The organism is uncultured Kocuria sp. (assembly GCF_947500125.1).
Classification (GTDB): Bacteria; Actinomycetota; Actinomycetes; order Actinomycetales; family Micrococcaceae; genus Kocuria.
Window position 1 is genome coordinate 1 of record NZ_CANMRA010000034.1, and the last position, 21,922, is coordinate 21,922.

19 protein-coding genes are annotated in these 21,922 nt (G+C 75.2%); 9 read left to right on the forward strand and 10 right to left on the reverse strand.

The window, feature by feature from the left end:
* Positions 1-1,535: glycosyltransferase (locus Q0817_RS17085; protein WP_298591037.1), on the forward strand; the 1,535-nt coding region annotated here is incomplete at its 5' end.
* Between the two features lie 25 nt (positions 1,536-1,560).
* On the opposite strand, the gene Q0817_RS17090 is transcribed toward Q0817_RS17085, so the two are convergent.
* The 3 genes from Q0817_RS17090 to Q0817_RS17100 form a co-directional block, all read right to left on the reverse strand.
* The gene (locus Q0817_RS17090) at positions 1,561-2,451 is read right to left on the reverse strand and encodes an oxygenase MpaB family protein (protein ID WP_298591095.1); all 891 of its coding nucleotides are present in this window, start codon (positions 2,449-2,451) and stop codon (positions 1,561-1,563) included.
* Positions 2,452-2,609: 158 nt separating this feature from the next.
* A complete protein-coding gene (locus Q0817_RS17095) occupies positions 2,610-3,284 on the reverse strand; it encodes a hypothetical protein (RefSeq protein ID WP_298591039.1) in 675 nt (224 codons plus the stop codon).
* Positions 3,285-3,466: 182 nt separating this feature from the next.
* On the reverse strand, positions 3,467-4,168 hold the full coding sequence (locus Q0817_RS17100) for an SDR family oxidoreductase (protein WP_298591041.1): 702 nt from the start codon (positions 4,166-4,168) through the stop codon (positions 3,467-3,469).
* A 209-nt stretch (positions 4,169-4,377) separates the two neighbouring features.
* Here Q0817_RS17100 and Q0817_RS17105 point away from each other — a divergent pair, with 209 nt between their 5' ends.
* Positions 4,378-5,772 carry an aldehyde dehydrogenase gene (locus tag Q0817_RS17105; RefSeq protein WP_298591043.1) on the forward strand — a complete coding sequence of 465 codons (1,395 nt, stop codon included), beginning with the start codon at positions 4,378-4,380 and terminating at the stop codon, positions 5,770-5,772.
* A gap of 63 nt (positions 5,773-5,835) precedes the next feature.
* Here the strand turns inward: Q0817_RS17105 and Q0817_RS17110 are convergent, their stop codons facing one another.
* From Q0817_RS17110 to Q0817_RS17125, 4 genes are all read right to left on the reverse strand, one after another.
* Entirely contained in the window at positions 5,836-6,543 is a 708-nt protein-coding gene (locus Q0817_RS17110) for a bacterial transcriptional activator domain-containing protein (RefSeq protein WP_298591045.1), read from the reverse strand.
* A 162-nt stretch (positions 6,544-6,705) separates the two neighbouring features.
* A complete protein-coding gene (locus tag Q0817_RS17115) occupies positions 6,706-7,659 on the reverse strand; it encodes a hypothetical protein (protein WP_298591047.1) in 954 nt (317 codons plus the stop codon).
* A gap of 281 nt (positions 7,660-7,940) precedes the next feature.
* Positions 7,941-9,623, reverse strand: coding sequence for an AarF/ABC1/UbiB kinase family protein (locus Q0817_RS17120; RefSeq protein ID WP_298591049.1), 1,683 nt, complete (start codon positions 9,621-9,623; stop codon positions 7,941-7,943).
* The gene (locus Q0817_RS17125; protein WP_298591051.1) at positions 9,620-10,777 is read right to left on the reverse strand and encodes a hypothetical protein; all 1,158 of its coding nucleotides are present in this window, start codon (positions 10,775-10,777) and stop codon (positions 9,620-9,622) included. Before Q0817_RS17125 ends, Q0817_RS17120 begins: the two co-directional genes overlap by 4 nt.
* A 192-nt stretch (positions 10,778-10,969) precedes the next feature.
* Here Q0817_RS17125 and Q0817_RS17130 point away from each other — a divergent pair, with 192 nt between their 5' ends.
* Complete coding sequence (locus tag Q0817_RS17130) at positions 10,970-12,394, forward strand: hypothetical protein (protein ID WP_298591053.1); 1,425 nt, start codon at positions 10,970-10,972, stop codon at positions 12,392-12,394.
* Between the two features lie 65 nt (positions 12,395-12,459).
* Positions 12,460-12,663 carry a hypothetical protein gene (locus Q0817_RS17135; RefSeq protein WP_058875007.1) on the forward strand — a complete coding sequence of 68 codons (204 nt, stop codon included), beginning with the start codon at positions 12,460-12,462 and terminating at the stop codon, positions 12,661-12,663.
* Positions 12,664-12,788: 125 nt separating this feature from the next.
* On the opposite strand, the gene pepN is transcribed toward Q0817_RS17135, so the two are convergent.
* Positions 12,789-15,413 carry an aminopeptidase N gene (pepN, locus tag Q0817_RS17140; RefSeq protein WP_298591057.1) on the reverse strand — a complete coding sequence of 875 codons (2,625 nt, stop codon included), beginning with the start codon at positions 15,411-15,413 and terminating at the stop codon, positions 12,789-12,791.
* 106 nt (positions 15,414-15,519) lie between these two features.
* On the opposite strand from pepN, the gene Q0817_RS17145 reads away from it, so the two are divergent.
* Both Q0817_RS17145 and Q0817_RS17150 read left to right on the forward strand, forming a co-directional pair.
* Positions 15,520-15,969, forward strand: coding sequence for a DUF2243 domain-containing protein (locus Q0817_RS17145; protein WP_298591059.1), 450 nt, complete (start codon positions 15,520-15,522; stop codon positions 15,967-15,969).
* Positions 15,966-16,751 (forward strand): cytochrome c oxidase assembly protein, encoded by a 786-nt coding sequence (locus tag Q0817_RS17150; RefSeq protein WP_298591061.1) that lies wholly within the window; start codon positions 15,966-15,968, stop codon positions 16,749-16,751. The genes Q0817_RS17145 and Q0817_RS17150 overlap by 4 nt, the downstream gene beginning before the upstream one ends.
* Positions 16,752-16,761: 10 nt before the next feature.
* On the opposite strand, the gene Q0817_RS17155 is transcribed toward Q0817_RS17150, so the two are convergent.
* Positions 16,762-17,034, reverse strand: coding sequence for a hypothetical protein (locus tag Q0817_RS17155; protein ID WP_298591063.1), 273 nt, complete (start codon positions 17,032-17,034; stop codon positions 16,762-16,764).
* Positions 17,031-17,402: a hypothetical protein gene (locus tag Q0817_RS17160; protein WP_298591065.1), complete on the reverse strand. Its 372-nt coding sequence runs from the start codon at positions 17,400-17,402 to the stop codon at positions 17,031-17,033. Before Q0817_RS17160 ends, Q0817_RS17155 begins: the two co-directional genes overlap by 4 nt.
* 177 nt (positions 17,403-17,579) lie before the next feature.
* Between Q0817_RS17160 and Q0817_RS17165 the strand changes: the two genes are divergently transcribed.
* From Q0817_RS17165 to Q0817_RS17175, 3 genes are read left to right on the forward strand one after another with little or no spacing between them, the layout of a single operon-like run.
* A complete protein-coding gene (locus Q0817_RS17165; RefSeq protein ID WP_298591067.1) occupies positions 17,580-18,575 on the forward strand; it encodes a polysaccharide pyruvyl transferase family protein in 996 nt (331 codons plus the stop codon).
* A 49-nt stretch (positions 18,576-18,624) separates the two neighbouring features.
* Positions 18,625-20,262, forward strand: a complete 1,638-nt coding sequence (locus Q0817_RS17170) for a carbamoyltransferase C-terminal domain-containing protein (RefSeq protein ID WP_298591069.1) — start codon at positions 18,625-18,627, stop codon at positions 20,260-20,262.
* Positions 20,259-21,920, forward strand: coding sequence for an HAD-IIIA family hydrolase (locus Q0817_RS17175; protein WP_298591071.1), 1,662 nt, complete (start codon positions 20,259-20,261; stop codon positions 21,918-21,920). The genes Q0817_RS17170 and Q0817_RS17175 overlap by 4 nt, the downstream gene beginning before the upstream one ends.
* The last annotated feature ends 2 nt before the right edge of the window (positions 21,921-21,922 follow it).

Genomic DNA, 21,922 nt, shown 5'->3' on the forward strand with positions numbered 1-21,922 from the left:
CGGCCCGCCGCCTCGCCGAGGCCGCCCTGTCCGCGGGCCGGGTGGCCGAGGCGGACCGGCTCCTGGCCCAGGTGCCGGCCGGCACGAAGGACCTCGCCGGCACGAGAGCCCGCCGGCACCGCCACGTCGGGCGGATCTCGGAGGCCGTGGTCGAGCTGCGGCGCGCCGCGGCGGCCGGACGCGCCACGCCGGGGGAGCGGCGCCGGCTGCACCACTACGAGGACGAGCTGCGGCTGCTCTCCGGCTGGCGGCCCGCCCTCACCCCGGTGGTGGGCTACCGACCCGAGCCCGCGTCCGTGCTGCACGTGCTCGCCGAGGCCCCGCCGCGCGCCCGGGGGCGCCGCGCGCCGCGCGCCCACTCCCTGCTCTCCGCGACCGTGGCCCAGGGCTGGACCGTGACCGCCGTGACCCGACCCGGTCCCGCGCCCGCCGACGGCAGGGGGGACGGGGTGGCCGCCGAGGTCCTCGACGGCGTCTCCTACCACCGGCTCCTGGCCGCACGCCGGACGCTCACCCCCACGGCACGGCTGCAGCAGGAGGCGCAGGCACTGCTCGAGCTCGCGCTGCGCGCGCGGCCCGCCGTGCTGCACACCACGAGCCGCCCCGGCAACGCCCTCGTGACCCGCGCGGTGGCGGAGGCGCTGGGCATCCCGTGGGTCTACGAGGTGCGCGAGCTGCCCGCCGACCGGTGGGCGGCCTCCCGGCCCGCCGAGGCCGCCACGAGCGAGCGCCACCGGCTCGACTGCGCCCGCGAGGCCGAGGTCCTGGCCGCCGCGGCGGACGTCGTGACCACGAGCCGCGCCATGCGCGAACGGGTGCGGGCGCTCACGCAGACCCTGCCGGCCGGCCCGGTGCCCGTCCGCGTGGCGCCCCCCGCCGTGGACGGCCCCTACCTGGCGGCTCCCCGCCCGCTGCGCGAGGCGCGCCGGGTCCTGGGGCTGCCGGAGACGGCCCGGGTGGTGGGCGCGGTCGCGGACCTGGTGGAGCACGAGGGACTCGACGACCTCCTGCGCGCCGCCGCCCTGGTGGCCGCCGAGGTGCCGGAGCTCCTCGTGGTGGTCGTGGGCGAGGGCCCCTGCCGACCCGAGCTCGAAGCACTGGCCGCGGGGCTCGGCCTGGGCGACCGGGTCCGCTTCGCGGGGCGGGTCCCGGACGAGCAGGTCGTCCAGTACCACCAGGCGTTCGACGTGTTCGTGGTCGCGCGCAAGGACCGCCCGGTCACCCGCGCCGCGGCCCCGACCGAGTCCGTGGAGGCCCTGGCCACCGGCACCCCCGTGGTGGCCTCCCGGCTGCCCGTGCTCGCCGAGACCGTGGCCGACGGCATCACCGGGATGCTCACCCCGCCGGAGGAGCCCGAGACCCTCGCCACGGTCCTGCGGATGATGCTCGAGTGCCCCGCCGTGCGCCGCTGCCTCGGCGGGGAGGGCCGGCGTCGCGTGGTGCCGGGGCGGACCTGGCACGGCGTGGCCTCGGCCGCGGCGGAGGCCTACGACCACCTGACCGGGCGCGCCGGGTCCGAGGAGGCGTCCGCCTGAGGACGCCCCCGAGGACGCCGGGGTCTCAGAGCAGACCGAGACGCGCGAGGCGGCGGCGTGCCGCGGCCTCGCTCGGCCCGGTCTCCCCGAGGGCCCGGCCGACGACCGCCAGGGTGAGCCCTGCGGCGCCCCGGGTGGGCAGCGGCACCGGGCCCAGCCGCGGCCGGTCGAGACCGAGCAGCGCCAGCCGGTCCTCGGGCAGCGAGTCCACGACGGCGGCGAACAGGGCGCGGTAGCCGGGGAGCAGCACCGGGTCCAGGGGAGGGCGGCGCAGGAACGCCACGACGTCCTCCACCCGGGGGCCACCGGCGAGCTGGGGGCCGAAGGAGCGGAGCCGTTCGTCCAGCTCCGCCTCGGAGCTCGGCGGCCGCTCCACGCCCATCAGCCGCCCGGCCACGGCCCACTCCCGCACGTAGGCGTCCGGGCCGCCGGGGATCGGCCCGCCCCACCGCTGGTGGCAGCGCAGGAAGGCGTCCGTGAACGCCAGGTGCACCCACTCGGCGAGGTCGGGGTCGTTCGCGCAGTACTCGTGCCGCACGCCGTCGGCCCCGGTGTAGACGCCGCGCACCCTCTCGTGGAGGCGGCGGACGTGCGCCGAGGCCCGGCGCGCGGCCGTCGTGTCCCCGTAGGTGACGGTGAAGATCCACCGGATGGTCCCGGCCAGGCGGCCCAGCGGATCCGCCCGGTAGTCGGAGTGCTCGACGACGCCGGCCAGGGCCCCGGGGTGCAGGGCCTGGGTGAGCAGGGCGCGCACGCCAGCGGGGATGGTCGCCATCGAGCCGTGCACGGCCCACACCGCCGAACCGGGCCGGAAGTGCCCGGCGTCCTCGCCGTCGGCCAGCGCCAGCTCCCACTCCGGCACACGGTCCGCCCGCCCGGCGAACGTCGTGCGCAGCCTGTCCTGCAGCGGCGCCATCAGTCCCACGTCTGCTCCTCCCGTCCCCGGTGCTCGGTGCCGTCCATCATGGCGTCCGGCTCCGACATCCGCTGCGCCGGCCACCGAGGACGGGCGGCGCGGGGGACGGGCGGCGCGGGGGACGGGCGGCGCGGGGGACGGGCAGGGGGCAGGCCCGGTCAGGACCCTTCCGGGCCCCCGGTGACCAGCGAGGCCAGGGGCGCGCCCTCGAGGAAGTCCACCAGCGCGGGCGACCGGGTCACCACGGTCTCCTGGTAGCGGCCCGGCAGCTCGGGGTCCTTGCCGATGACCAGCTGCTCGACGTCGTCCTCCAGGAACATCGCCAGGATCCCCCGCAGCAGCTCCAGCACCGTCCCGTCGCGGAGCATGCCGCGCACGGCGCCGGGCACGCGGACGGTGTGCTCGCCGTCGAGCACCACGTCGACGAAGTCGGGGGTGTCGCTCTCCGACCAGCGGGCCGTCCTCGCGGCGGCGATCGCGCCGGTGACCTCGACCATGAGGGTCACCACGATGGTCGCCTCCGTCAGTGCCGCCTGGATCTCCTCCGCACGGCGCCGGTCGCGGCTCCGGCGCCAGCGGCTCGGGCGCGCGCGGTCGACCACCAGGTACTCCAGCTGCAGCTTGCCCCGGCAGTCCTCCAGGAAGGACACGGTGACGGCCTCGGCGGGACTGCCGCCCCGGACGGCGGCGTAGGCCCGGCGCAGCAGGTCCTGCAGGTCGGTGGAGCCGCGGGCCAGCGTAGGCGCCGAGAGGCTCACGGGCCGGCCGTGGGCGTCGAGGCAGCGCACCGTGATCGGGACGCGTGCCACCGTGGTGCCGAGGGGGGAGTCCACGCTGACGTCGAGCCTTCCTGTGGGGACGGGGGAGTCACCCCATCATAGATGCGCACGCATTGTCCGGGCCCCGTGCGCGGCGTCCCCCGTTGTGGGGACGGCGACGCTCTCACCAGGAGCGACGACCGGGCCGGACGGCGCTCCCGCCGTCCGGCCCGGTCACCTCATGGCCCTCCGGCCGATCAGGGCCAGGAGCCCTCCTCGGCGTGGGCGACGAACAGCTCGCGGATCTCGCACCCCGGGGGCTGCCCGAGGGCGAACAGGACGGCGTTCGCCACGTTCTCGGGATCGTTGAGCTGGGAGTCGTCCTGGGGCTTGTACTGCTCGTCCCGGTCGTCGAAGAAGCGCGTCTTCATCCCGCCGGGGATGAGCTGGGTGACGCCCACCTCGCCCTTGAGCTCCGCGGCGAGGGCCTGGCTGAAGCCCAGCACCCCGAACTTGGACGCGCAGTATGCCGTCGCGTCCGAGACGCCCTTCAGCGCCAGGGTGGAGGCCACCGTGACGACCCGGCCCCGGGACTCCCGCAGCGCGGGCAGTGCGGCTCGCACGGTGGAGACGGTGCCGAACAGGTTGACCTGCACGACCTTCTCCCACTCGGCGCTCGCCACGTCCTCGAGCCGGCCGCAGCGGTCGATGCCGGCGGCGGTGACCACCGCGTCCAGGCCGCCGGCGGCCTCCACGGCCCGGCGCACCGTCCCGGTCACCGCGGCGGTGTCCGCCACGTCGACCTCGTAGGCGGTGACGCCGGTGAGCGTGCTGATGTCCCGGTCCAGGACGATGGGGCTGCCGCCGCTGTCGCGGACCGCCTCCACCACGGCGGCGCCGAGTCCGGAGGCACCGCCGGTGATCAGCACCCGGCCGGGGTTGGTGGGCTGGAAACTCATGCAACTTCCTCTCTGCTGGACACGGCCGCGCCCGCGGCGGGTGCCGCGGGCGGGCGTGCTGCTCCTGGTCGGAGCAGGGGCGGACCCCGCGGGTGCGGCGGCCCGGTCACTGCTACCGTAACCGGTCCCGGGCCGTTCATCAGTATGCTCATCAGGACGGCCCCCGGGGTGTCCGCACGGGCACGCCCGCCCGACGGAGAAGGAGATGCATGACCACCGCAGCACCCGCCACCGCCCCGCAGACCGAGCTCACCGTGCTGGACCCGCGGGACGGATCCACCGTCGGCACCCTGGCCGCGGCCACGGAGGAGGAGGTCCGTGCCGCGGTGGCGACCGCCCGCGGCGCCGCCCGGGACTGGGCGCGGACCGCTCCCGCGGAGCGGGGCGAGGCCCTGCGCGCCGCCGCGGACCGCCTGGCCGAGCACGCGCAGGAGCTCGCCGAGCTCAACGCCCGCGAGACCGGCAAGCCCGTCGAGGAGTCCCTGGGCGGGGTCCTGGCCGGGGTCGGCACGCTCCACCAGTACGCGGAGCTCGGACCGGTGCACCGGGGCCATAGCCTGCGCGGCAGCGTGCTGGCGGCCGACTACACCGTCGCGGAGCCGCGCGGCGTCGTCGTCGCCCTCACGCCCTGGAACGACCCCGTGGCGGTCGCCGCGGGCCTGCTCGGCGCCGCGGTCGTCACCGGCAGCACCGTGGTGCACAAGCCCAGCGAACGCTGCCCGCACGTCGGGGCCCGGCTCGGGGAGATCCTCGCCGGGGCCCTGCCCGCCGGGGTCCTCAGCACCGTCAACGGCGGCGCCGCCGTGGGGGAGCTGCTCACCGCGCTGCCCGACGTCGACGTCCTCGCCCACGTCGGCTCCACCGCCACCGGGGAGGCCATCGCCCGGGCGGCGGTCGCCACCGGCGCCCACGTCATCCGGGAGAACGGCGGCAACGACGCCCTGGTGGTCGACGACGACGTGGACCCCGTCTGGGCCGCCGGGCAGGCCGCCCTCGGCGCGTTCGCCAACTCGGGCCAGATCTGCGTGGCGGTCGAGCGGATCTACGTCCACCGCGGCGTCGCCGAGCCGTTCCTCGAGGCACTGGCCGAGGAGGCGCGCCGGCGCAACACCGACGGGACGCTCGCCCCGCTGGTCGACGAGCGGATGCGCGCGGAGGTGCACCGCCAGGTCGAGGACAGCGTCGCCCAGGGAGCGGTCGTGGTCGAGGGCGCGCGGGTGCCCGAGGGCCCCGGCGCGTTCTACCCGGCCACCGTCCTGCGCGGGTGCACCCCCGCGATGACCGTGATGAGCGAGGAGACCTTCGGGCCTGTGGCCCCGGTCCAGGTCGTCGACAGCTTCGCGGAGGGCCTCCGGCTGGCCGCGGCCGACCGGTACGGGCTGGCCGCGACCGTGCTCACCGGGCGGATCGCCCACGCCCAGCGCGCTGTGGCCGAGCTGCCGGTGAGCACGGTGAAGGTCAACAACGTCTTCGGCGGCGCCCCGGGCGGTGCGGCGCAGCCGCGCCGGGCGTCCGGCGCCGGTTTCGGCTACGGCCCCGAGCTCCTCGACGAGATGACCCAGGTGAAGGTCGTGCACATCGAGATGCCGCCGGCCGGGGACTGAGCGGCCGCGGTCCCGGGGCCGCGGCACCCTGTGCCGGCCCGCGGGGCTGCGCCCGCGGTGACGTCACCGCGGGCGCAGCGGCTCGAGCAGCCCCCGGACGCGGTCCGAGGGCTGCTCGCCCAGCTCCCGCACCAGGTCGGCGCGGTAGCCCTGGAACGCCCGCCACGCCTCGGCCTCGTTGCCGAGACCCAGGTGCGCGCGGACCAGCAGGCACACCGTGCTCTCGCGCAGGGGCGCGGCGTCGCGGACCGTCCGGGCCAGCGCCAGGGCGTGGTGGACGTCGCCGTGGACGAGGCAGAGCTCGGCCCGCTCCTCGACGGCGTTGACGTAGAGCTCCTGAAGCCGCGCCTGCTCCTCGACCACCCAGTCCTCGTACCAGCCCGGCAGCAGCTCCACACCGGGGCGGTCCAGCACCCAGGCGTCGTCCCGCTCGGCGGACCAGGACGCCACCGGGCGCACGACCAGCTCGAGCAGGTGGTGCAGGTCCACGTCCACCGCCTCGGACAACGCCAGCGTGTCGCCGTGGCACACCAGGGCCCCCGGCGCGCGCCGGGACAGGGTGAAGACGGCCGTGCGCAGGCTGCCGAGCGCGTGGTCCTCCGGGCACTCCGGCCACAGCAGCCCCGCGAGGTAGTGCCGGGGCCGGGGGCCGCGGATCGCCAGCGCCGCCAGCAGCCGCTGCTGACGCGACCCGGTCTGCACCCTGGCCCCCTGCACGGAGGCGTCCCAGCTCCCGAGCAGTCGCAGCGTGATCGTCCTCCGGTCGCCCATGCCCTTGCTCCCCCCGGCTGACCAGGCACAATGTCCGCGCCTGCGCTTCACCGCCATGCTGGGCCGCGGCGTGGGGGAAGTCAACGACATGACGTGCCGCGCGGCGAGTGCGACCGTCCCGGGCCCCGCTGGGGCCCGGGACGGGGACGGGACGGGCGGCGCTCAGGACCACCACTTGTGGTAGAGGCGGTTGTCGCTGCCGATCCCGCAGACGTCCACCCGGTTGCGGCTCCAGGAGACCGCGGAGGGGTTGTGCTTGACCCATCCGCCGAGGCTCTCCCAATCGCTCCAGCCGCGCTCGTACCACTTGTGCCACACGGCGTTGTCCGTGCCGAGCACGAAGCAGTCGAGCCGGCCGGGCGCCCAGGACGAGGCCCCCGTGCCGCCCCGGCAGTCGCCGCCAAGGCTCTCCCAGCCGCTCCAGCGGCGCCCGTTCCACCACTTGTGCCACAGCGCGTTGTCGGTGCCGATGCCGAAGCAGTCGATCCGGCCGTAGTCCCAGGAGACCGCGGAGGGGACGTACCGCAACCGCCCGCCCAGGCTCTCCCAGCCGCTCCAGCGGCGCCCGTTCCACCACTTGTGCCACAGGGCGTAGTCCGTGCCGAGCACGAAGCAGTCGAGGCGGTTGCGGTCCCAGGACGAGATGCCGACGCCGCCGCGGCACCGTCCGCCGAGGCTCTCCCAACCGCTCCAGCGGCGCCCGTTCCACCACTTGTGCCACAGGGCGTTGTCCGTGCCGATGCCGCAGACGTCGATCCGGCCGTAGTCCCAGGAGACGGCCGCGGGGTTGGACTTCAACCGCCCGCCGAGGCTCTCCCAGTCGCTCCAGCCGCGGGCGTACCACTTGTGCCACAGGGCGCCGTCGGTGCCGATGACGAAGGTGTCGAGCCGCCCGCGCGCCCAGGAGGACACGCCCGTGCCGTACCGGCAGTCGCCGCCCAGGTCCTCCCACCCCGACCAGGCGGTGGTGGTGATGGGCGCGGCGATGCCGGCCGGGGCCGAGCCCAGGGCGATGCCCGAGCCCAGCACGGCCCCGGCCGTGAAGAGATTTCTCCGTGAGACCCCGCCGGGTGCGGCGGAGGCGGTCCAGTCGTCCGAGAGGTCCTGTGCGGTCATGACGTGCTCCTCGACGCGGGCGGGGCCGGCCGGTGGCGCGGTGCCCCCGCCACGGTGGATACGGTGGGCGCGACCGGACCGGGTGGTCGACGTCGTCCCCGCCCGCCGCGTCGGTCCCGGCGCGGTCTCCCGGTCGCACCGCCATCGTCGGACCCGCGGTGTGATCCCGGCGTGACTACCGCCGGGGCATGTCAGGGCATGTCAGGGCAGGTCAGGGCGTGTCCGGGCAGGTCAGGGGTGCGAGCCGCCCGGAGGCCGTGGCCCCGGGCGGGCGGGCCGGCTCAGAAGCGGCGGCGCGCCCGGACCGTGTGCGCCAGGCGCCGCACCTTGGGCACGTTGGTGGAGAGCACCAGGTAGCCGGCGAGCGTGCCCACCGTGGTCGCCCCGCCGGCGATGAGGGGCGTGTGGAACTTCCGCCACCGCTCCGGGTCGGAGGCGAGGATGTGGGCCATGCCGTTGATCGAGGCGGCGATCACCGCGCCGGCCACCACCTGGTGGCCGATCTTCTCCCCGCGCTTGAGCAGCGGCTCGAACTCGTCGGCGCGCAGGTGGACGTCGAAGCCGCCGCGCTCCAGGACCACGATGAGCCGCCGGAGGTACTCGGGGGCCTCCACGCCCATCTGCACCGCGTCCTGCAGGATGTCGCGCAGCCGCTTGGCGAGGATCTCGGGGGAGAGCCGGTGCAGCACGAACCGCTGCGCGTACGGGGTGAGGACCGAGACGAGGTCGAACTCCGGGTCCAGGCCGGTGCCCACGGACTCCGCCGTGACGAGCATCCGCAGGAACAGGGCGGACTCGCGCGGCAGGTGCATCCGGTAGCGGCGCAGCAGCCCGATGAGGTCGCCCATGAGGTGGCCCACCCGCACCTCGTGCAGGGGCTTGTTCGAGTAGCGGCGCAGCAGGATCGCCACGTCCCGCTCGATCTCCTTCTTGTTGACGTCCTGCTCCTGCGAGGTCAGCCCCAGCAGGCCCGCGGCGGCCCGCCGCGGATTCTCCTGGACCACGCCGAGCATCAGGGTCACCAGGTGGTCCCGGAACTCGTCGGTCAGGGTGCCCATCATCCCGAAGTCGATGATGCCGATCCGCCCGCCGGTCTCCACGAAGAGGTTGCCGGGGTGCGGGTCCGCGTGGAAGAAGCCGTGCTCGAAGATCATCCGGCAGATGGCCTCGGTCGAGTCCACGGCCAGCAGGTGCCGGTCGAGCCCGGCGTCCTCGAGCGCGGGGTAGTCGTTGATCTTGATCCCCCGGATCCGCTCCATCGTGAGGATCCGGGAGGTCGAGGCCTCCCAGAAGATCTCCGGGATGTGCACCCGGGGGTCGCCCATGAAGTTCTCGGCCATCCGCTGGGCGTTGCGGGCCTCCGTGAGGTAGTCCAGCTCGTCCCGCAGCGACTGGGCGAACTCGTCCGCGAGGCCCTCCAGGTCGAAGTGCTCCACCGCCGGCCAATAGGTGGACAGCAGCTTGGCGAGCTCCGAGAGGATCTCGAGGTCCCGGTTGACCTCCTCGACGACGCCGGGGCGGCGCACCTTCACGATGACGTCCACCCCCTTGTAGACGGCCGCGTGCGCCTGGCCGATCGAGCCCGTGGCGAGGGGCACGGGGTCGATCTCGGCGAGGATCTCCTCGGCGGCGGAGTCGGGCTCCGACTCGATCATCTCGCGGATCCGCTCCGGCGGCACCGGGGGAGAGTTGTCCTGCAGCCGCGTCAGCTCCTGCACGTACCGCGGCGGCAGCAGGTCCGGCCGGGTCGAGACGACCTGACCCAGCTTCACGAAGGTGGGTCCGAGCTCCTCGAGGGCCTGCCGCAGGTGGACCGGCTGGCTGTAGAGCTTGTCGGGGTCGATGAGCCGGACCCGGGCCAGCGGTGCGCGCCACTCCTCCTTGATCCCGCCGAGGGCGAAGCCGAAGCCGTGCTTCGAGAGCACCTCGAGGATCTGGAGGAAGCGTTCCCGGCGGCTGATCATCGGCGGGCCACTCCGGTGCTCATCCGGGCCAGGTAGAAGGACATGAACCCGGTCGCGACGGCCACGATGAAGCACAGCGCGCTCACCAGCGGCTCCACACCGAGGAAGACCACGCCCACCGCGCCCAGCAGCACGGTCAGGGCGAGCAGCACCCACACGGCCGCGTGCACCCTGCCGAGCACCCCGGTCCCCGGCCCGGACGAGGAGCGCTGGGCGGACACGTCGTCGTCGTGCGGGGCGCGCTCGGCGCCGCCCGCTCCCGCCGCGGACACGGCCAGGCCCTTGCGCCACTTCTTCGCGTTGCGCGAGCGGTCGGCCTCGGCCGGGACGTAGGCGTCCGGGACGGGGTAGCTGTCGGCGGGCGGCATGAGCTCGGGGACGTCGTTGGGCAGCCGCTCGAACCACTCCGCGGGGATGTCCTCCGGCCGCGCCGCCTGGAGCGTCATCGAGACCTCGAAGGCCGAGCCCCGGATGGTTCCCCACACCGCGGTGAGCCTCTCCTGCTGGAAGGCGTGGTCGATGATCGGGATGAACTGCTGGGACATTTGGGTGGAGAGCCGGCCCACCTGGCGGCGCTCGTAGAGCACGTCGACGATGTCCAGGGTCTGCCCGTGGTGGTTGCGGACCTTGTTGGTCTCCAGGGTCAGCATCACGCGGCCCTCCCCGGACGGGGGGATGACGCTGTGCAGGTACTCGGCGAACTCCTGCTCGTCCAGGACCTTGATCGACGGGCCCTGCGGCAGCACCGCCGCGTGCGTCGGCGGCGTGTTGAGCGGGAACAGCAGGTCCGGGGCTGCGATCGACAGCCGCGCCGCGGCGTCGACCTCCGCCTGCCCGTCCTGGCGCAGGACCGTGGCCTCGAGCTTCAGCGGCGCGACCGGCGTGTAGCCGGAGGCGATGACCCGCGCGAGGTAGGGCCAGTACCGCTGCGCGTCCTGCTGGGCGAGGTGCCCGATCTTGTTGGGCCCGATCCGCACCGAGACCGTGTGGGGGTCGAAGGGGTTGTCCGGCTCCGGGACCAGCGCCGCGTTGCCCGTCCAGGTGCGCAGCTTGCCGAAGGACAGACCGCCGAACACCCGCATGATCTCGGTGTCGTAGAAGTTCTCCGTGACGATCTCCAGAGAGCCGCGGTCGTTGAGCGCGTAGTCGGTCATGGTCTCCCTCGATGGAGCTGGGGCATCAAGTCGTCCTCAGCATCTCATGATTCCCGGGACGCCCGGTTCATGGTCCGACCCGTACGGTGTCCGTGCTGACTGGTGCAATGATGGCCGATCAGGACACCGGGCGGGCCCCGGTGACCGCCCCGGGACGAGAGCCGGACCGGGATCCGCAGAGGAGGCGCACGGATGCCCCAGGGCCAGGTCCCCCCGCCCGAGCCCGACCGACCGGCGGTGGACGTCGACGTGCTGCGCACGCTGTTCCTCAGCCCCGCCGACTGGATCCACCGCCGCGTGGAGTCCGTGCTCATGAGCCCCGACGGCGTCACCCGCCGGAAGGTCTCCCTAGACGTCGACCTCGCCGCGCGCGCCCCCTGGCCGGCCGACGCCGCCGGCCGGCTGCTGGTGCCCGTGACCATCCAGGCCAAGCAGCCCCTGCGCAACTTCGACGCCGTCTGCCAGGGCGACCCCGTCCCGGTCCTCAGCACGGAGGACAACGGCGCGCTCGCCGAGCTGCTCCTGCGCGGGCTGATCCCGGAGCAGCTGCCGCCGGCGGAGGCGGCCGTCCTGGCGCACGACCACGTCCCGGCGGTCGTGCACGCCCCCGAACTGCTCGTGGAGGACGCCCTCGACGGGTTCTGGGCCTACTGCGAGCACCTGCGGGTGGTCGTGCAGGAGCTCGTCGACCGGGGGCGGCTCCCGGCGGAGGACGCCGAGCACTGGGACGCCGACCTCGCGCTGTTCACCACCGTGGCCGACCAGCTGGCCCGCGGCTTCCTGCTGACCTTCGCCCTGCCGGCCGAGTTCGCGGGGCGCCGGCTCGTGCTCAAGTACTCGATGGACGAGCAGTACGCCGCGGGCCGGAGGCCGCGCGCCCGGGACCGGCTGCGGCACTGCTGGATGCCGTGGGTGGGGCGGGTCGGCCTGCACGACCTCGCCTCCTGCCGCAGCTTCCACCTGGAGCTGACGGTGCCCGCGGAGGTCCGGCTGCACGAGTTCACGGTCCTCTCGCACGAGGGAGGGCGCCCCGGCGGGCCGGGGGGCTCGCACCGGGCGGTGGACCGGGTGCTCGCCGAGGACCGCACCGTGCGGCGGTGGCCCGGGGCGGTGCGCGGCCACCTGGCGCTGCGGCCCACGTCCCGTTTCGACGACGCCTTCTGCGAGATGGTGATCCTGCCGGCGCGCCAGGGGATCACGGCGTTCGCCTCCGTGGCGGTCAGTCTCATCACCGCGGTCCTGCTGCTCGTCGGGCTCGTGTCGACCGTGCGGGAGCACGTCCTGGGGCCCGGCTGGCAGGTGCCCTCCGCGGCGGCGTCGATCGTGATGTCCGTGGTGGCGGTGCTGCTGTCCTGGATCAACCGGCAGCCGGAGCACGACATCTCCGTGCGCGTGATGCGCCCCCTGCGCTACGCCCTGAATCTGGAGGCCCTGGTCATGCTCATGCTCGCCGGCGCGGCGTCGGTCCCCTTCACCGCGGGGGCCGCCGCGGTGTACTGGTCGGTCCTCGTCCTGCTGCACGTGCTGTCCCTCGTGCTCGTGGCGCGCACCTGGTGGGTGCGGCGGTCCGTGGACCGGGGCTGGTACACCTCCCGGGCGCGGCGGCACGGCCGATGACCGGCGGCGCTCTGTTCAGTGGGGCGGCGGCCTCCTACACTGGAGGTGTCACGAAAGGATCCACCATGGCCTATGACGCCAGGACCGGTCCGCAGGCGCCCCAGCCGCGCCGCGAGCACCGCAACGACTCCAAGGTGAACCTGCTGCAGCTGGGCAACTCCTCGATGTCCCTCGGCCAGAGCCTCGACCGGCGGGTCTTCAAGTCCAACGAGGACGCCCAGCGCGCCGTCGACCGCGTGCTGCGCCGCTCGGGGCGTCCCGCCGCCTGAGTCCGTCCCACCCGCCCGGAACCGCCGGGCCCCCGTGCAGTCGCAGTCCCCCGGTGCGCACCGGGGGGACTGCGACTGCACGGGGGCCATGGCATCAGCCGCAGCGTGCGGGGGTCCGGGCGGGGTCAGGGCCGGGCCGCCGCCTGCGCCCGCAGCGCCCGCAGCAGGTGGTCCCGCTCCTCGACCAGGATCCGGCGCAGGGCGGCGGGCGCCCCCGCGTGGTGGCGCAGCCACAGCTCCGTGCGGGCGAGCACGGGGTGGTGCTCGGGGTCGTGGCCCGGCTCGAGGTCGGCCCCGGCGGGATAGAGTCCCTGCACGATGCGGGTGGCCATCCCGATGGACCGGCGCGCCCAGACCTCCTCCAGCATGGTGAAGTACGGCTCGCGGTAGGGCTCCACGAGCTCCGCCGGGCCCAGCTGGAAACCGGTGATCGTGGCCGTCAGCAGGTCGTTGGACAGCTCGTCGCCGGTGATCGCCTCCCACGCCTCGGCCTTGGCCCGGGCGAGCGGGCGGGCGGCGCGGGCGCGGGCCCAGCCGACCTGACCCGTGCGGGTCCGGTCACCAGCACGCTCCCGCTCCAGGGCGGCCTCGAGCTCGGGGTCCTCGCCGTGGCCCGTGGCCGCGAGCGCCGTCCACAGCGCCCAGCGCAGCTCCGAGCCCAGCCGCAGCCCGGGCAGCGCGTCCCGCCCGCCGAGGAGGTCGCGCAGCCAGCCGGCGTGGCTCCCGTCGCGGCGGGCCGTGCGAGCGGTGAGCCGGGCCAGGGCCAGCTGCCGGTCGCTGCCGGGGTCGGCGCGGCGCAGCTCCCGGACGGAGGCGTCGAGCAGCCGCCCCCGCAGCCGGCCCCGCCGGGCGGTGGGGGCGAAGCGCTCGACGGCCTCCACAGCGTGGTCCACGGCGGTGGAGAACATCCCGGTCCGCGGCTCGGCGAAGCCGTGGTCCAGGACGGCGCCCACCCAGTCCCCGGGGTCGAGCTCGGCGTCCCGAGTGGCGTTCCACAGCCCCGACCACAGCTGGGCGCGGGCCATGTCGTCCTCCACGGAGGACAGGGAGCTCAGGGCCGTGGTGAGCGAGAGCGGGTCCAGGCGGGCCTTGGCGTACGTGAGGTCCTCGTCGTTGACCACCAGCAGGGGCGCGGTCGAGCCCACCAGCTCGGGGACCTCCACGGACGCCTCGGCGGGCAGGTCCACGCTGACCGTGCCGGTGCGCACCAGGACGTCGCCCGGCCCGCGCTCGTAGCCGCCGAGCAGCAGCCGGTGGGGGCGCAGAACCCCGGAGCCGGGGTCCTGGAGCAGCGCCGCGAAGGTCACGGTGCCGTCGTCGTCCCGGGCGAGGTCCAGGGTCAGGGAGGAGACGCCGGAGGTGCCCAGCCAGGACTCGGCCCAGCCGCGCACGTCCCGCCCGGAGGCCTCCTCGAGCACGGCCACGAAGTCCTCCAGCGTGGTGGACCCGTAGGCGTGGCGGCGGAAGTAGGAGCGGCACGCGTCGACGAACGCGTCGTAGCCCACGAACGCCACGAGCTGCTTGAGCACCGCGGCGCCCTTGGCGTAGGTGATGCCGTCGAAGTTCTGCCGGGCGGCCTCGAGGTCCTGGACGTCGGCGACCACGGGGTGCGTGGTGGGCAGCTGGTCCTGCCGGTAGGCCCAGGCCTTCCGGCGGTCCGCGAACGCGATCCAGGCCTCCTCGAAGTCCGTGGCCTGCACGGACGCGTGGGCGCCCATGAACTCCGCGAAGGACTCCTTGAGCCACAGGTCGTCCCACCACGTCATGGTCACGAGGTCCCCGAACCACATGTGGGACATCTCGTGCATGAGGGTGTTGGCCCGCCCCTGGTACTGGGCCCGGGTGGCCCCGTCCGGGAACAGGTACTCCTCGGTGAAGGTCACCAGCCCGGGGTTCTCCATGGCGCCCAGGTTGTACTCGGGCACGAACGCCTGCTCGTACTTCCCGAACGGGTACGGGTAGCCGAACAGCTCGGTGAAGAACGTCAGGCCCTGCCGGGTGAGGTCGAACAGCTCCCGGGCGCCCGTGCTCGCGTCCAGGTGCTCCGCCAGCGAGGCGCGGCAGTACAGGGCCAGCGGCACCGACATGCGGCTGCCGTCCTCGAAGGAGTGCCGCCACTCGCCCGCGACCCGGTGGTACGGGCCCGCCAGGACCGTGGTGATGTACGTGGAGATCCGCTCCGTGGGGGCGAACTCGTGGCGCACCGCCCCGGGCCGCTCGGCCTCCGGGGCGGGGGACACCGCCATGCGCACCCCGTTGGAGGAGACCTGCCAGCCCTCCGGGGCCAGCACGGTGAACCGGAAGGACGCCTTGAGGTCCGGCTGCTCGAAGTTCGCGAAGACCCGGCGGGCGTCCGCCGGCTCGTACTGCGTGTACAGGTAGACCCGGCCGTCGGCCGGATCCACGAACCGGTGCATCCCCTCCCCGGAGCGGGAGTACAGACCCCGCCCGGCCACGGACACCTCGTTGGTCGCCTCGAGGGACGGGAGGCGGACCCGCGAGCCCTCGACGACGTCGTCCGGGTTCAGCTCCCGGCCGTTGACCGTCACCGACTCCACGGAGTGGGCGATGAAGTCCAGGAACGTCTGGGCGCCCTCCTCCGCGCCGAAGCGCACCGTGGTCACGGACCGGAACGTGTCCGCCTCCGGGTCCGGCGCGGTGGACAGGTCCAGCAGGACGTCGTAGCTCTCCACGGCGACGAGCTCGGAACGGTCGGCGGTCTCGCTGCGGGTCAGGTTGTCGTTGCGCACCGTGCCATTGAACCACCCGGGCCGCCCCGCCCACCGGGCCCTGGACAGCGGACGGGCCGACCGTAGGCTGGACCACGACCCCGCCCGTCCGCACCAGGAGGACACGATGGCCGACCAGGACCGCCGGACCCTGCTCGCCGGTGCCCTGCTGGGGGCCGGCGTCGCCGCCTCCGTGGTGGACCTCGCCGTCTTCCACCTCCTCCTGCACTGGCACCACTTCTACGACCTGTCCACCACCGGGGTCGCCCTCGCCTCGGACGGGCTCTTCCACGCCTTCGACTGGTTCACCACCGTGGGCTCCCTCTTCCTGCTCGCCGACCTCCGGCGCCGGGGAACCGTGGCCTGGGGCCGCTGGACCGGGGGGCTGCTCGCGGGGCTCGGCGCGTTCCAGCTCTTCGACGGCGTGGTCCTGCACAAGGTGCTCAGGATCCACCAGATCCGCTACGACGTGGACCTGCTGGTCTACGACGCCACCTGGATCGGCACGGCCGTGCTCGCGCTCGCGGCAGGCCTGCTGCTGCTCCGCCGCGCCCGCCCGGCCCGCCCGAGACGGTGACGCCGCACCACGGCGCCACGGGCTGGGACCTGTTCGAGGGGACCGTGCTCGTCCTGCTCCTCCTGGGCGCCGCGGGCTACGCCACGGGGCTGTGGGCGGCACGGCACCGCGGACCGTGGCCGCCGCACCGGACGGTGCTGTGGCACGCGGGTCTGCTCTGCGCCGCAGCGGCGCTGGCCGGCCCCCTGGCGGAGGCCGCTCGCACCGGCTTCACCGCCCACATGGCCGGGCACCTGCTGCTGGGAATGGCCGCCCCGCTGCTGCTGGTGCTCGCCGCGCCCGTGACCCTGGCGCTGCGCGCGCTGCCCGCGGCCCGGGCCAGGACCGTGTCCCGTCTCCTGCGCACCCCGCCCGTGCGGGCGCTCACCCATCCGGTGGTGGCCGGGCTGCTGAACGCCGGCGGCCTGTGGCTGCTCTACACGACCGGGCTGTACGGCCGCATGCACGAGTCGGTGGGCGTGCACGCGGCCGTGCACGCCCACGTCCTCCTGGCCGGCTACGTCTTCACCGCCGCCGTGGTCGGGGTGGACCCGGATCCGCACCGGGGCTCCTTCCCGCTGCGGGCGGCCGTGCTGGTCGGCTTCCTGGCGGCCCACTCGGCGCTCGCCAAGCACCTGTACGGGCACCCCCCGGAGGGCGTCGGAACGTCGGACGCCCGCGTGGGGGCGCAGCTCATGTACTACGGCGGGGACGTCGTGGACGTGGCGCTGATCGTCGCGCTCTTCGCCCAGTGGTACGTCTCCGGCCGTCCTCGCACCCGGGTGGTCCGGTCGACCGCCTGAGCGGACCGGGTCACGCTCCGGAGGCCGCGCCCCGGCGTGCCTCGAGCTCGGCCACGAGCTCCTCGTGGCGGTCCTGGGTGACGGGATGGGGGCCGCCGGCGTTCACCAGGTACTCGTGCTCGAGCTGGCACACGACCCGGCTGTGCAGGACCTGCAGCTCCACGAGGGGCAGCGCGGCGAGCTCCCCGGGGAAGTCGCAGTCCGGGCGCAGGCACGTGTCGCAGTCCCGCGTCCTGCCCGCACCGGTGCCGGCCGGGGACAGGACGGTGTCGATGCCGCTCATGCCGCCACCCCGTCCGGCTCGGCGCCGTGCCAGGTCACGGGCCCCGGTGCGTCCGCACGGACGGCAGGACCGGGCGCCTCGGCGAGGCCGAACGGCACCGGCCGGGTGAGGACCTGCACGGGGCCTCCCGGCTCGGGCGCGGGGCTCTGGTCGAGGGACCACCGCAGGAGGTCCAGGCCCTCCGGGTCCACGTGCTGGGCGCCCGTGAGGTCCACGGTGACGGTCGCGCCCGGGAACAGGGCGCGGGCGCGGCCGACCAGCGGGGGCAGGGTCCGGTGGTTGCGCTCGGTGAGATCGCCGGTGACCACCAGGTGCACGCACCGGGTGTCCAGCTCGATCTGCACGACGACGGACAGGGAATGGTCCATGGAGGGGTCCTTCCACGACAGGACGTCACGGCCGGCTGCTCGACCCGTGCAGTCGAGCCTAGACGCCTGTGACGCCGGTCACCAGTCGTGGTGCGGAGTCGTTACCGCACGTGACAGTGCCCACAGACCCCCCGCGGAGCTCCCGCGGGCGGCGGTGCGCCCGGTAGCGTCGGGACCATGCGCACACTCGTGGTCGGTTGGTCCAGCGTCCTGCACGGCGAAGCGACGGCCGGCGACGTCCTCGCCATGGACGCCGTCGCCGACGCCCTCGGCACGGCGGGCGTCCCGCACGACGTCGCCTGGAGCGCGGTCATGTGCCCGCCCGGAGGGCTGCGGCTCGACGACGCCGACCCGGCCCACTACACCCACCTGCTGTTCGTGTGCGGCCCGGCGACCGGACGGTCGATCGCCGGGCTGCACGAGCGCTTCGCCCACTGCCGCCGGATCGCGGTCGGGGTCAGCGTCCTCGACCCCGAGGACCCGGTGACCGCCGGGTTCCACCGCGTCATCGCGCGCGACCGTCCCGGCGCCGGCGCCCGCCGGGACCTCGCGGCGCGGGCCGTGCCCCAGCTCGTGCCCGTGCTGGGCGTCTACCTCACCTCCGGGCAGCACGAGTACGGCGCCCGCCGCCGGCACGACTCCGTCCGGGCCGGGCTGGAGGGCTGGCTGGGCCGGCTCGACGCCGCCCGGCTGCCGCTGGACACCCGGCTGGATCCGCGGGACTGGCGGCTGTCCGCCACCGCGGCCCAGGCCGGCTCGGTCATCGCCCGGCTCGACACCGTGGTGACCATGCGCATGCACGGGCTCGTCCTGGCGCTGCGGGCCGGGGTGCCCGTGCTCGCCGTCGACCCCGTCGCGGGCGGCGGTAAGGTCACGGCCCAGGCGCGGGCCTGGGACTGGCCGGCCGTGGTGGGCGCGGACGAGCTCGACCCCGCGCGGCTCGACGAGCAGCTGCGCTGGTGCCTGTCGCCGGCGGGGCGCGCGGCCGCCGAGTCGAGGGCGGCGCTGGCCCCGAGCGGGTTCGAGCAGCTCGACCAGCTCGTGCGGGACCTCCTCGGGGACCTGGCGGGGGAGCCGGGCCGGGACGCCGACGGCGCGTTCGACCGGGAGCTCGGCCGTGAGGTCGGCCGGGAGCTGGCCGAGGCGGCGCAGACCCGGCCGCACCGTGCGTGACGCAGGCCCTACATCAGTCGCCTGATCATTTTGTGCCATACTCCGATCCATGAACTACCTGGGCGTCAACGCGATCTTCCATGACCCCGCGGCGGCTCTCGTCGTGGACGGCAGAGTGGTGGCCGCGGCGGAGGAGGAGCGCTTCTCCCGCCGCAAGCACGGCAAGCGTCCCGTGCCGTTCTCGGCGTGGGAGCTGCCCGAGCAGGCGATGCGCTGGTGCCTCGCCGAGGCCGGGCTGACGCCGGCGGACCTGGACGCCGTGGGGTACTCCTTCGCCCCCGCCATCGCCGCCGAGATGCCGGACGACCCGTACGACCCCGTGCGCGTGGACTACGCCCGGCGGGCCCCCGGGTTCCTCGCCGAGGCCCTGCCGGGGCTGGACCGCGGGAAGGTCCGCTTCGTGGAGCACCACGTGGCCCACGCCGCCTCCGCCGGCCTCGCCGCGCCGACCCGCACGAGCAGCGTCCTGGTGGTCGACGGCCGCGGCGAGGCGCACTCGCACCTGGCCGGCCGCTACCGGGACGGCGAGCTGGAGATCCTGGCCCGCCAGGCCCTGCCCGAGTCCCTCGGCCTGCTCTACGAGTCCCTGACCGACCACCTGGGCTTCCTGCGCTCGAGCGACGAGTTCAAGGTCATGGCCCTGGCCTCCTACGGGCGGCCCCGCTTCCTGCCCGAGCTGCGCGAGATCGTCCGCGCCACGGGCGACGGCGGTTTCCGCGCCCAGGCCCCCGACTGGACCCGCTTCGCGCCCCGCCGGATCGACGACGGCACGTGGGGCGGCGACCACGCGGACCTCGCCGCCTCGGTCCAGGCCGTGGTCGAGGAGGTCCTGGTCGACCTGGCCACCTGGCTGCACGGGCAGACCGGGGACACGGTCCTGACGATGGCCGGCGGCACGGCCCTGAACTGCGTGGCCAACTCCCGGATCTGGCGCGAAACGCCGTTCGAGGAGGTCTGGGTCCAGCCCGCCTCCGGGGACTCCGGGACCGCGCTCGGCGCCGCCCTGCACCTGGCCCAGGAGGCCGGGGATCTCGGCGAGCCCCAGCCCACCGCGGCCCTCGGCCGCAGCTGGTCCGCCGAGGAGCTCGCGCAGTGGCTGAGCACGGCGCAGGTGCCCTTCACCACCCCGGACGACCTCGCCGGCGAGGTCGCCGACATCCTGGCGGAGGACGGCGTGATCGCCTGGTTCGACGGTCGCAGCGAGTTCGGCCCCCGGGCCCTGGGCCGCCGCTCCCTGATCGCCAATCCGATGCGCGCCGAGAACCTCGAGCGGCTCAACGACGTCAAGGGCCGCGAGCAGTTCCGGCCGGTCGCGCCCATGGTCCTCGAGGAGCGCGCCGCGGAGATCTTCGGCGGCGGGCCCCTGCCCAGTCCCTTCATGCTCTTCGTCCACGACGTGGCCCCGGAGTGGCGCGAGCGGATCCCCACCGTGACCCACGTGGACGGCACCGCCCGGATCCAGACGGTCACCGACGAGGACAACGCCGGGATCGCCGCGCTGCTGCGGGCCTTCGACGAGCGCACGGGCGTGCCCGTCGTCGTGAACACCTCGCTCAACACCGCCGGCCGGCCCATGGTCGACGACCCGCGCGACGCCCTCGAGCTCTTCGGCTCCGCCCCGGTGGCCGCGCTCGTGCTCGGCCCGCACCTGGTCCGCCGCGCCGCGTTCTTCCAGGAGGCCGAGTGACGACCGGAATGCCCCGCCCCGCGAGCTACGCGGTGGTCGTCCCCTCCGTGGGGCGGCCGACCCTCCAGCGGCTGCTGGACACCCTCTTCGCCCAGGACGTCGACGTGGACCACCCGGGGCCGCTCGAGGTCGTCGTGGTCGACGACCGGCGCGGCGACGTGGAGCCCCTGCGGCTGAGCGTGCCGGACACCGTGGCCTGGACCGTGCGCACCGTCCGCGGCTACGGGCGCGGCCCGGCCGCCGCGCGCAACCGGGGCTGGCGTGCGGCCCGCCGCTCGGGGGCGGAGTGGATCGCGTTCCTCGACGACGACGTGGAGCTGCCGGCCGGCTGGGCCCGGCGCCTCGCCGAGGACCTCGCCGCCTGCGGGCCCGAAATCGGCGCGACCCAGGGCCGGATCGACGTCCCCCTGCCGGAGCACCGCCGGCCCACCGACTGGGAGCGCAGCACCGCGTCCCTCGAGGACGCCGACTGGGCGACCGCCGACATGGCCTACCGCGTCGCCGCCCTCGAGGCGGTCTCCGGCTTCGACGAGCGCTTCCCACGGGCCTACCGCGAGGACGCGGACCTCGCGCTGCGCGTGCGCCGGGCCGGGTGGCGGCTGGTGCGCGGGCAGCGCCGGATCACCCACCCCGTGCGTCCCGCCGACGACCTCGTGAGCCTGCGCGTGCAGGCGGGCAACGCCGACGACGCCCTGATGCGCCGCCTGCACGGGGCCGACTGGCGCCGTGCGGCCGAGGCCCCGCCCGGCGGCTTCCGGTGGCACACCGCGACGGTGGCCGCCCTGGGCGCGGCGGGAGCCGGCGCCGGCGTGGCGCTCACCGCCACCGCCCTGGGCCACCGGCCCGCCCGGCGCGCCGCCCTGGCCGCGGCCGGCGCCGGCGCCGGTGCGTGGGGCTGGCTGACCGGGCGGTTCGTGCTGCTGCGCACGGTCCCCGGACCCCGCCCGGGGGACCCCGAGTTCCTGCCGGAGCTCGGCCGCATGGTCAGCACCAGCGTCACGATCCCCGTGGCCGCCGTGCGGCACAAGGCCCGGGGCTGGTGGCGGCACCGGGAGACCGGGCCCTGGCCCGTCCCGGTGCGCGCGGTGCTCTTCGACCGGGACGGCACCCTGGTCCACGACGTCCCCTACAACGGCGACCCGGACGCGGTCGAGCTCGTTCCCGGGGCCCGCGAGGCCGTCGACGCCGTGCGCGCGGCCGGGCTGCGGGTGGGCGTGGTGTCCAACCAGTCCGGGATCGGCCGCGGCCTGCTGACCCGCGAGCAGGTCGACGCCGTCAACGACCGCGTGAGCGAGCTGCTCGGCCCCTTCGACACCTGGCAGCTGTGCCCGCACGCCCCGGAGGAGGACTGCGCGTGCCGCAAGCCCCGGCCCGGCATGGTGCTCGCGGCCGCCGCGGAGCTCGGCGTGGACCCCTCCGAGTGCGTGCTGATCGGTGACATCGGCGCCGACGTCGAGGCCGCCCAGGCCGCCGGCGCGCGCAGCGTCCTGGTGCCCACCCCGGTGACCCGCGAGGAGGAGGTGGCGGCCGCCCCGGCCGTGGCACGGACCCTGCGCGGGGCCGTCGCCGCCGTGCTGGGGCCCGCAGTGGGCGAGGGGACGCAGACCCGCCCCGACGCCCGCCCGACACCGGCCGCGGCGGCCGGTGCCCGGAGCTGAGC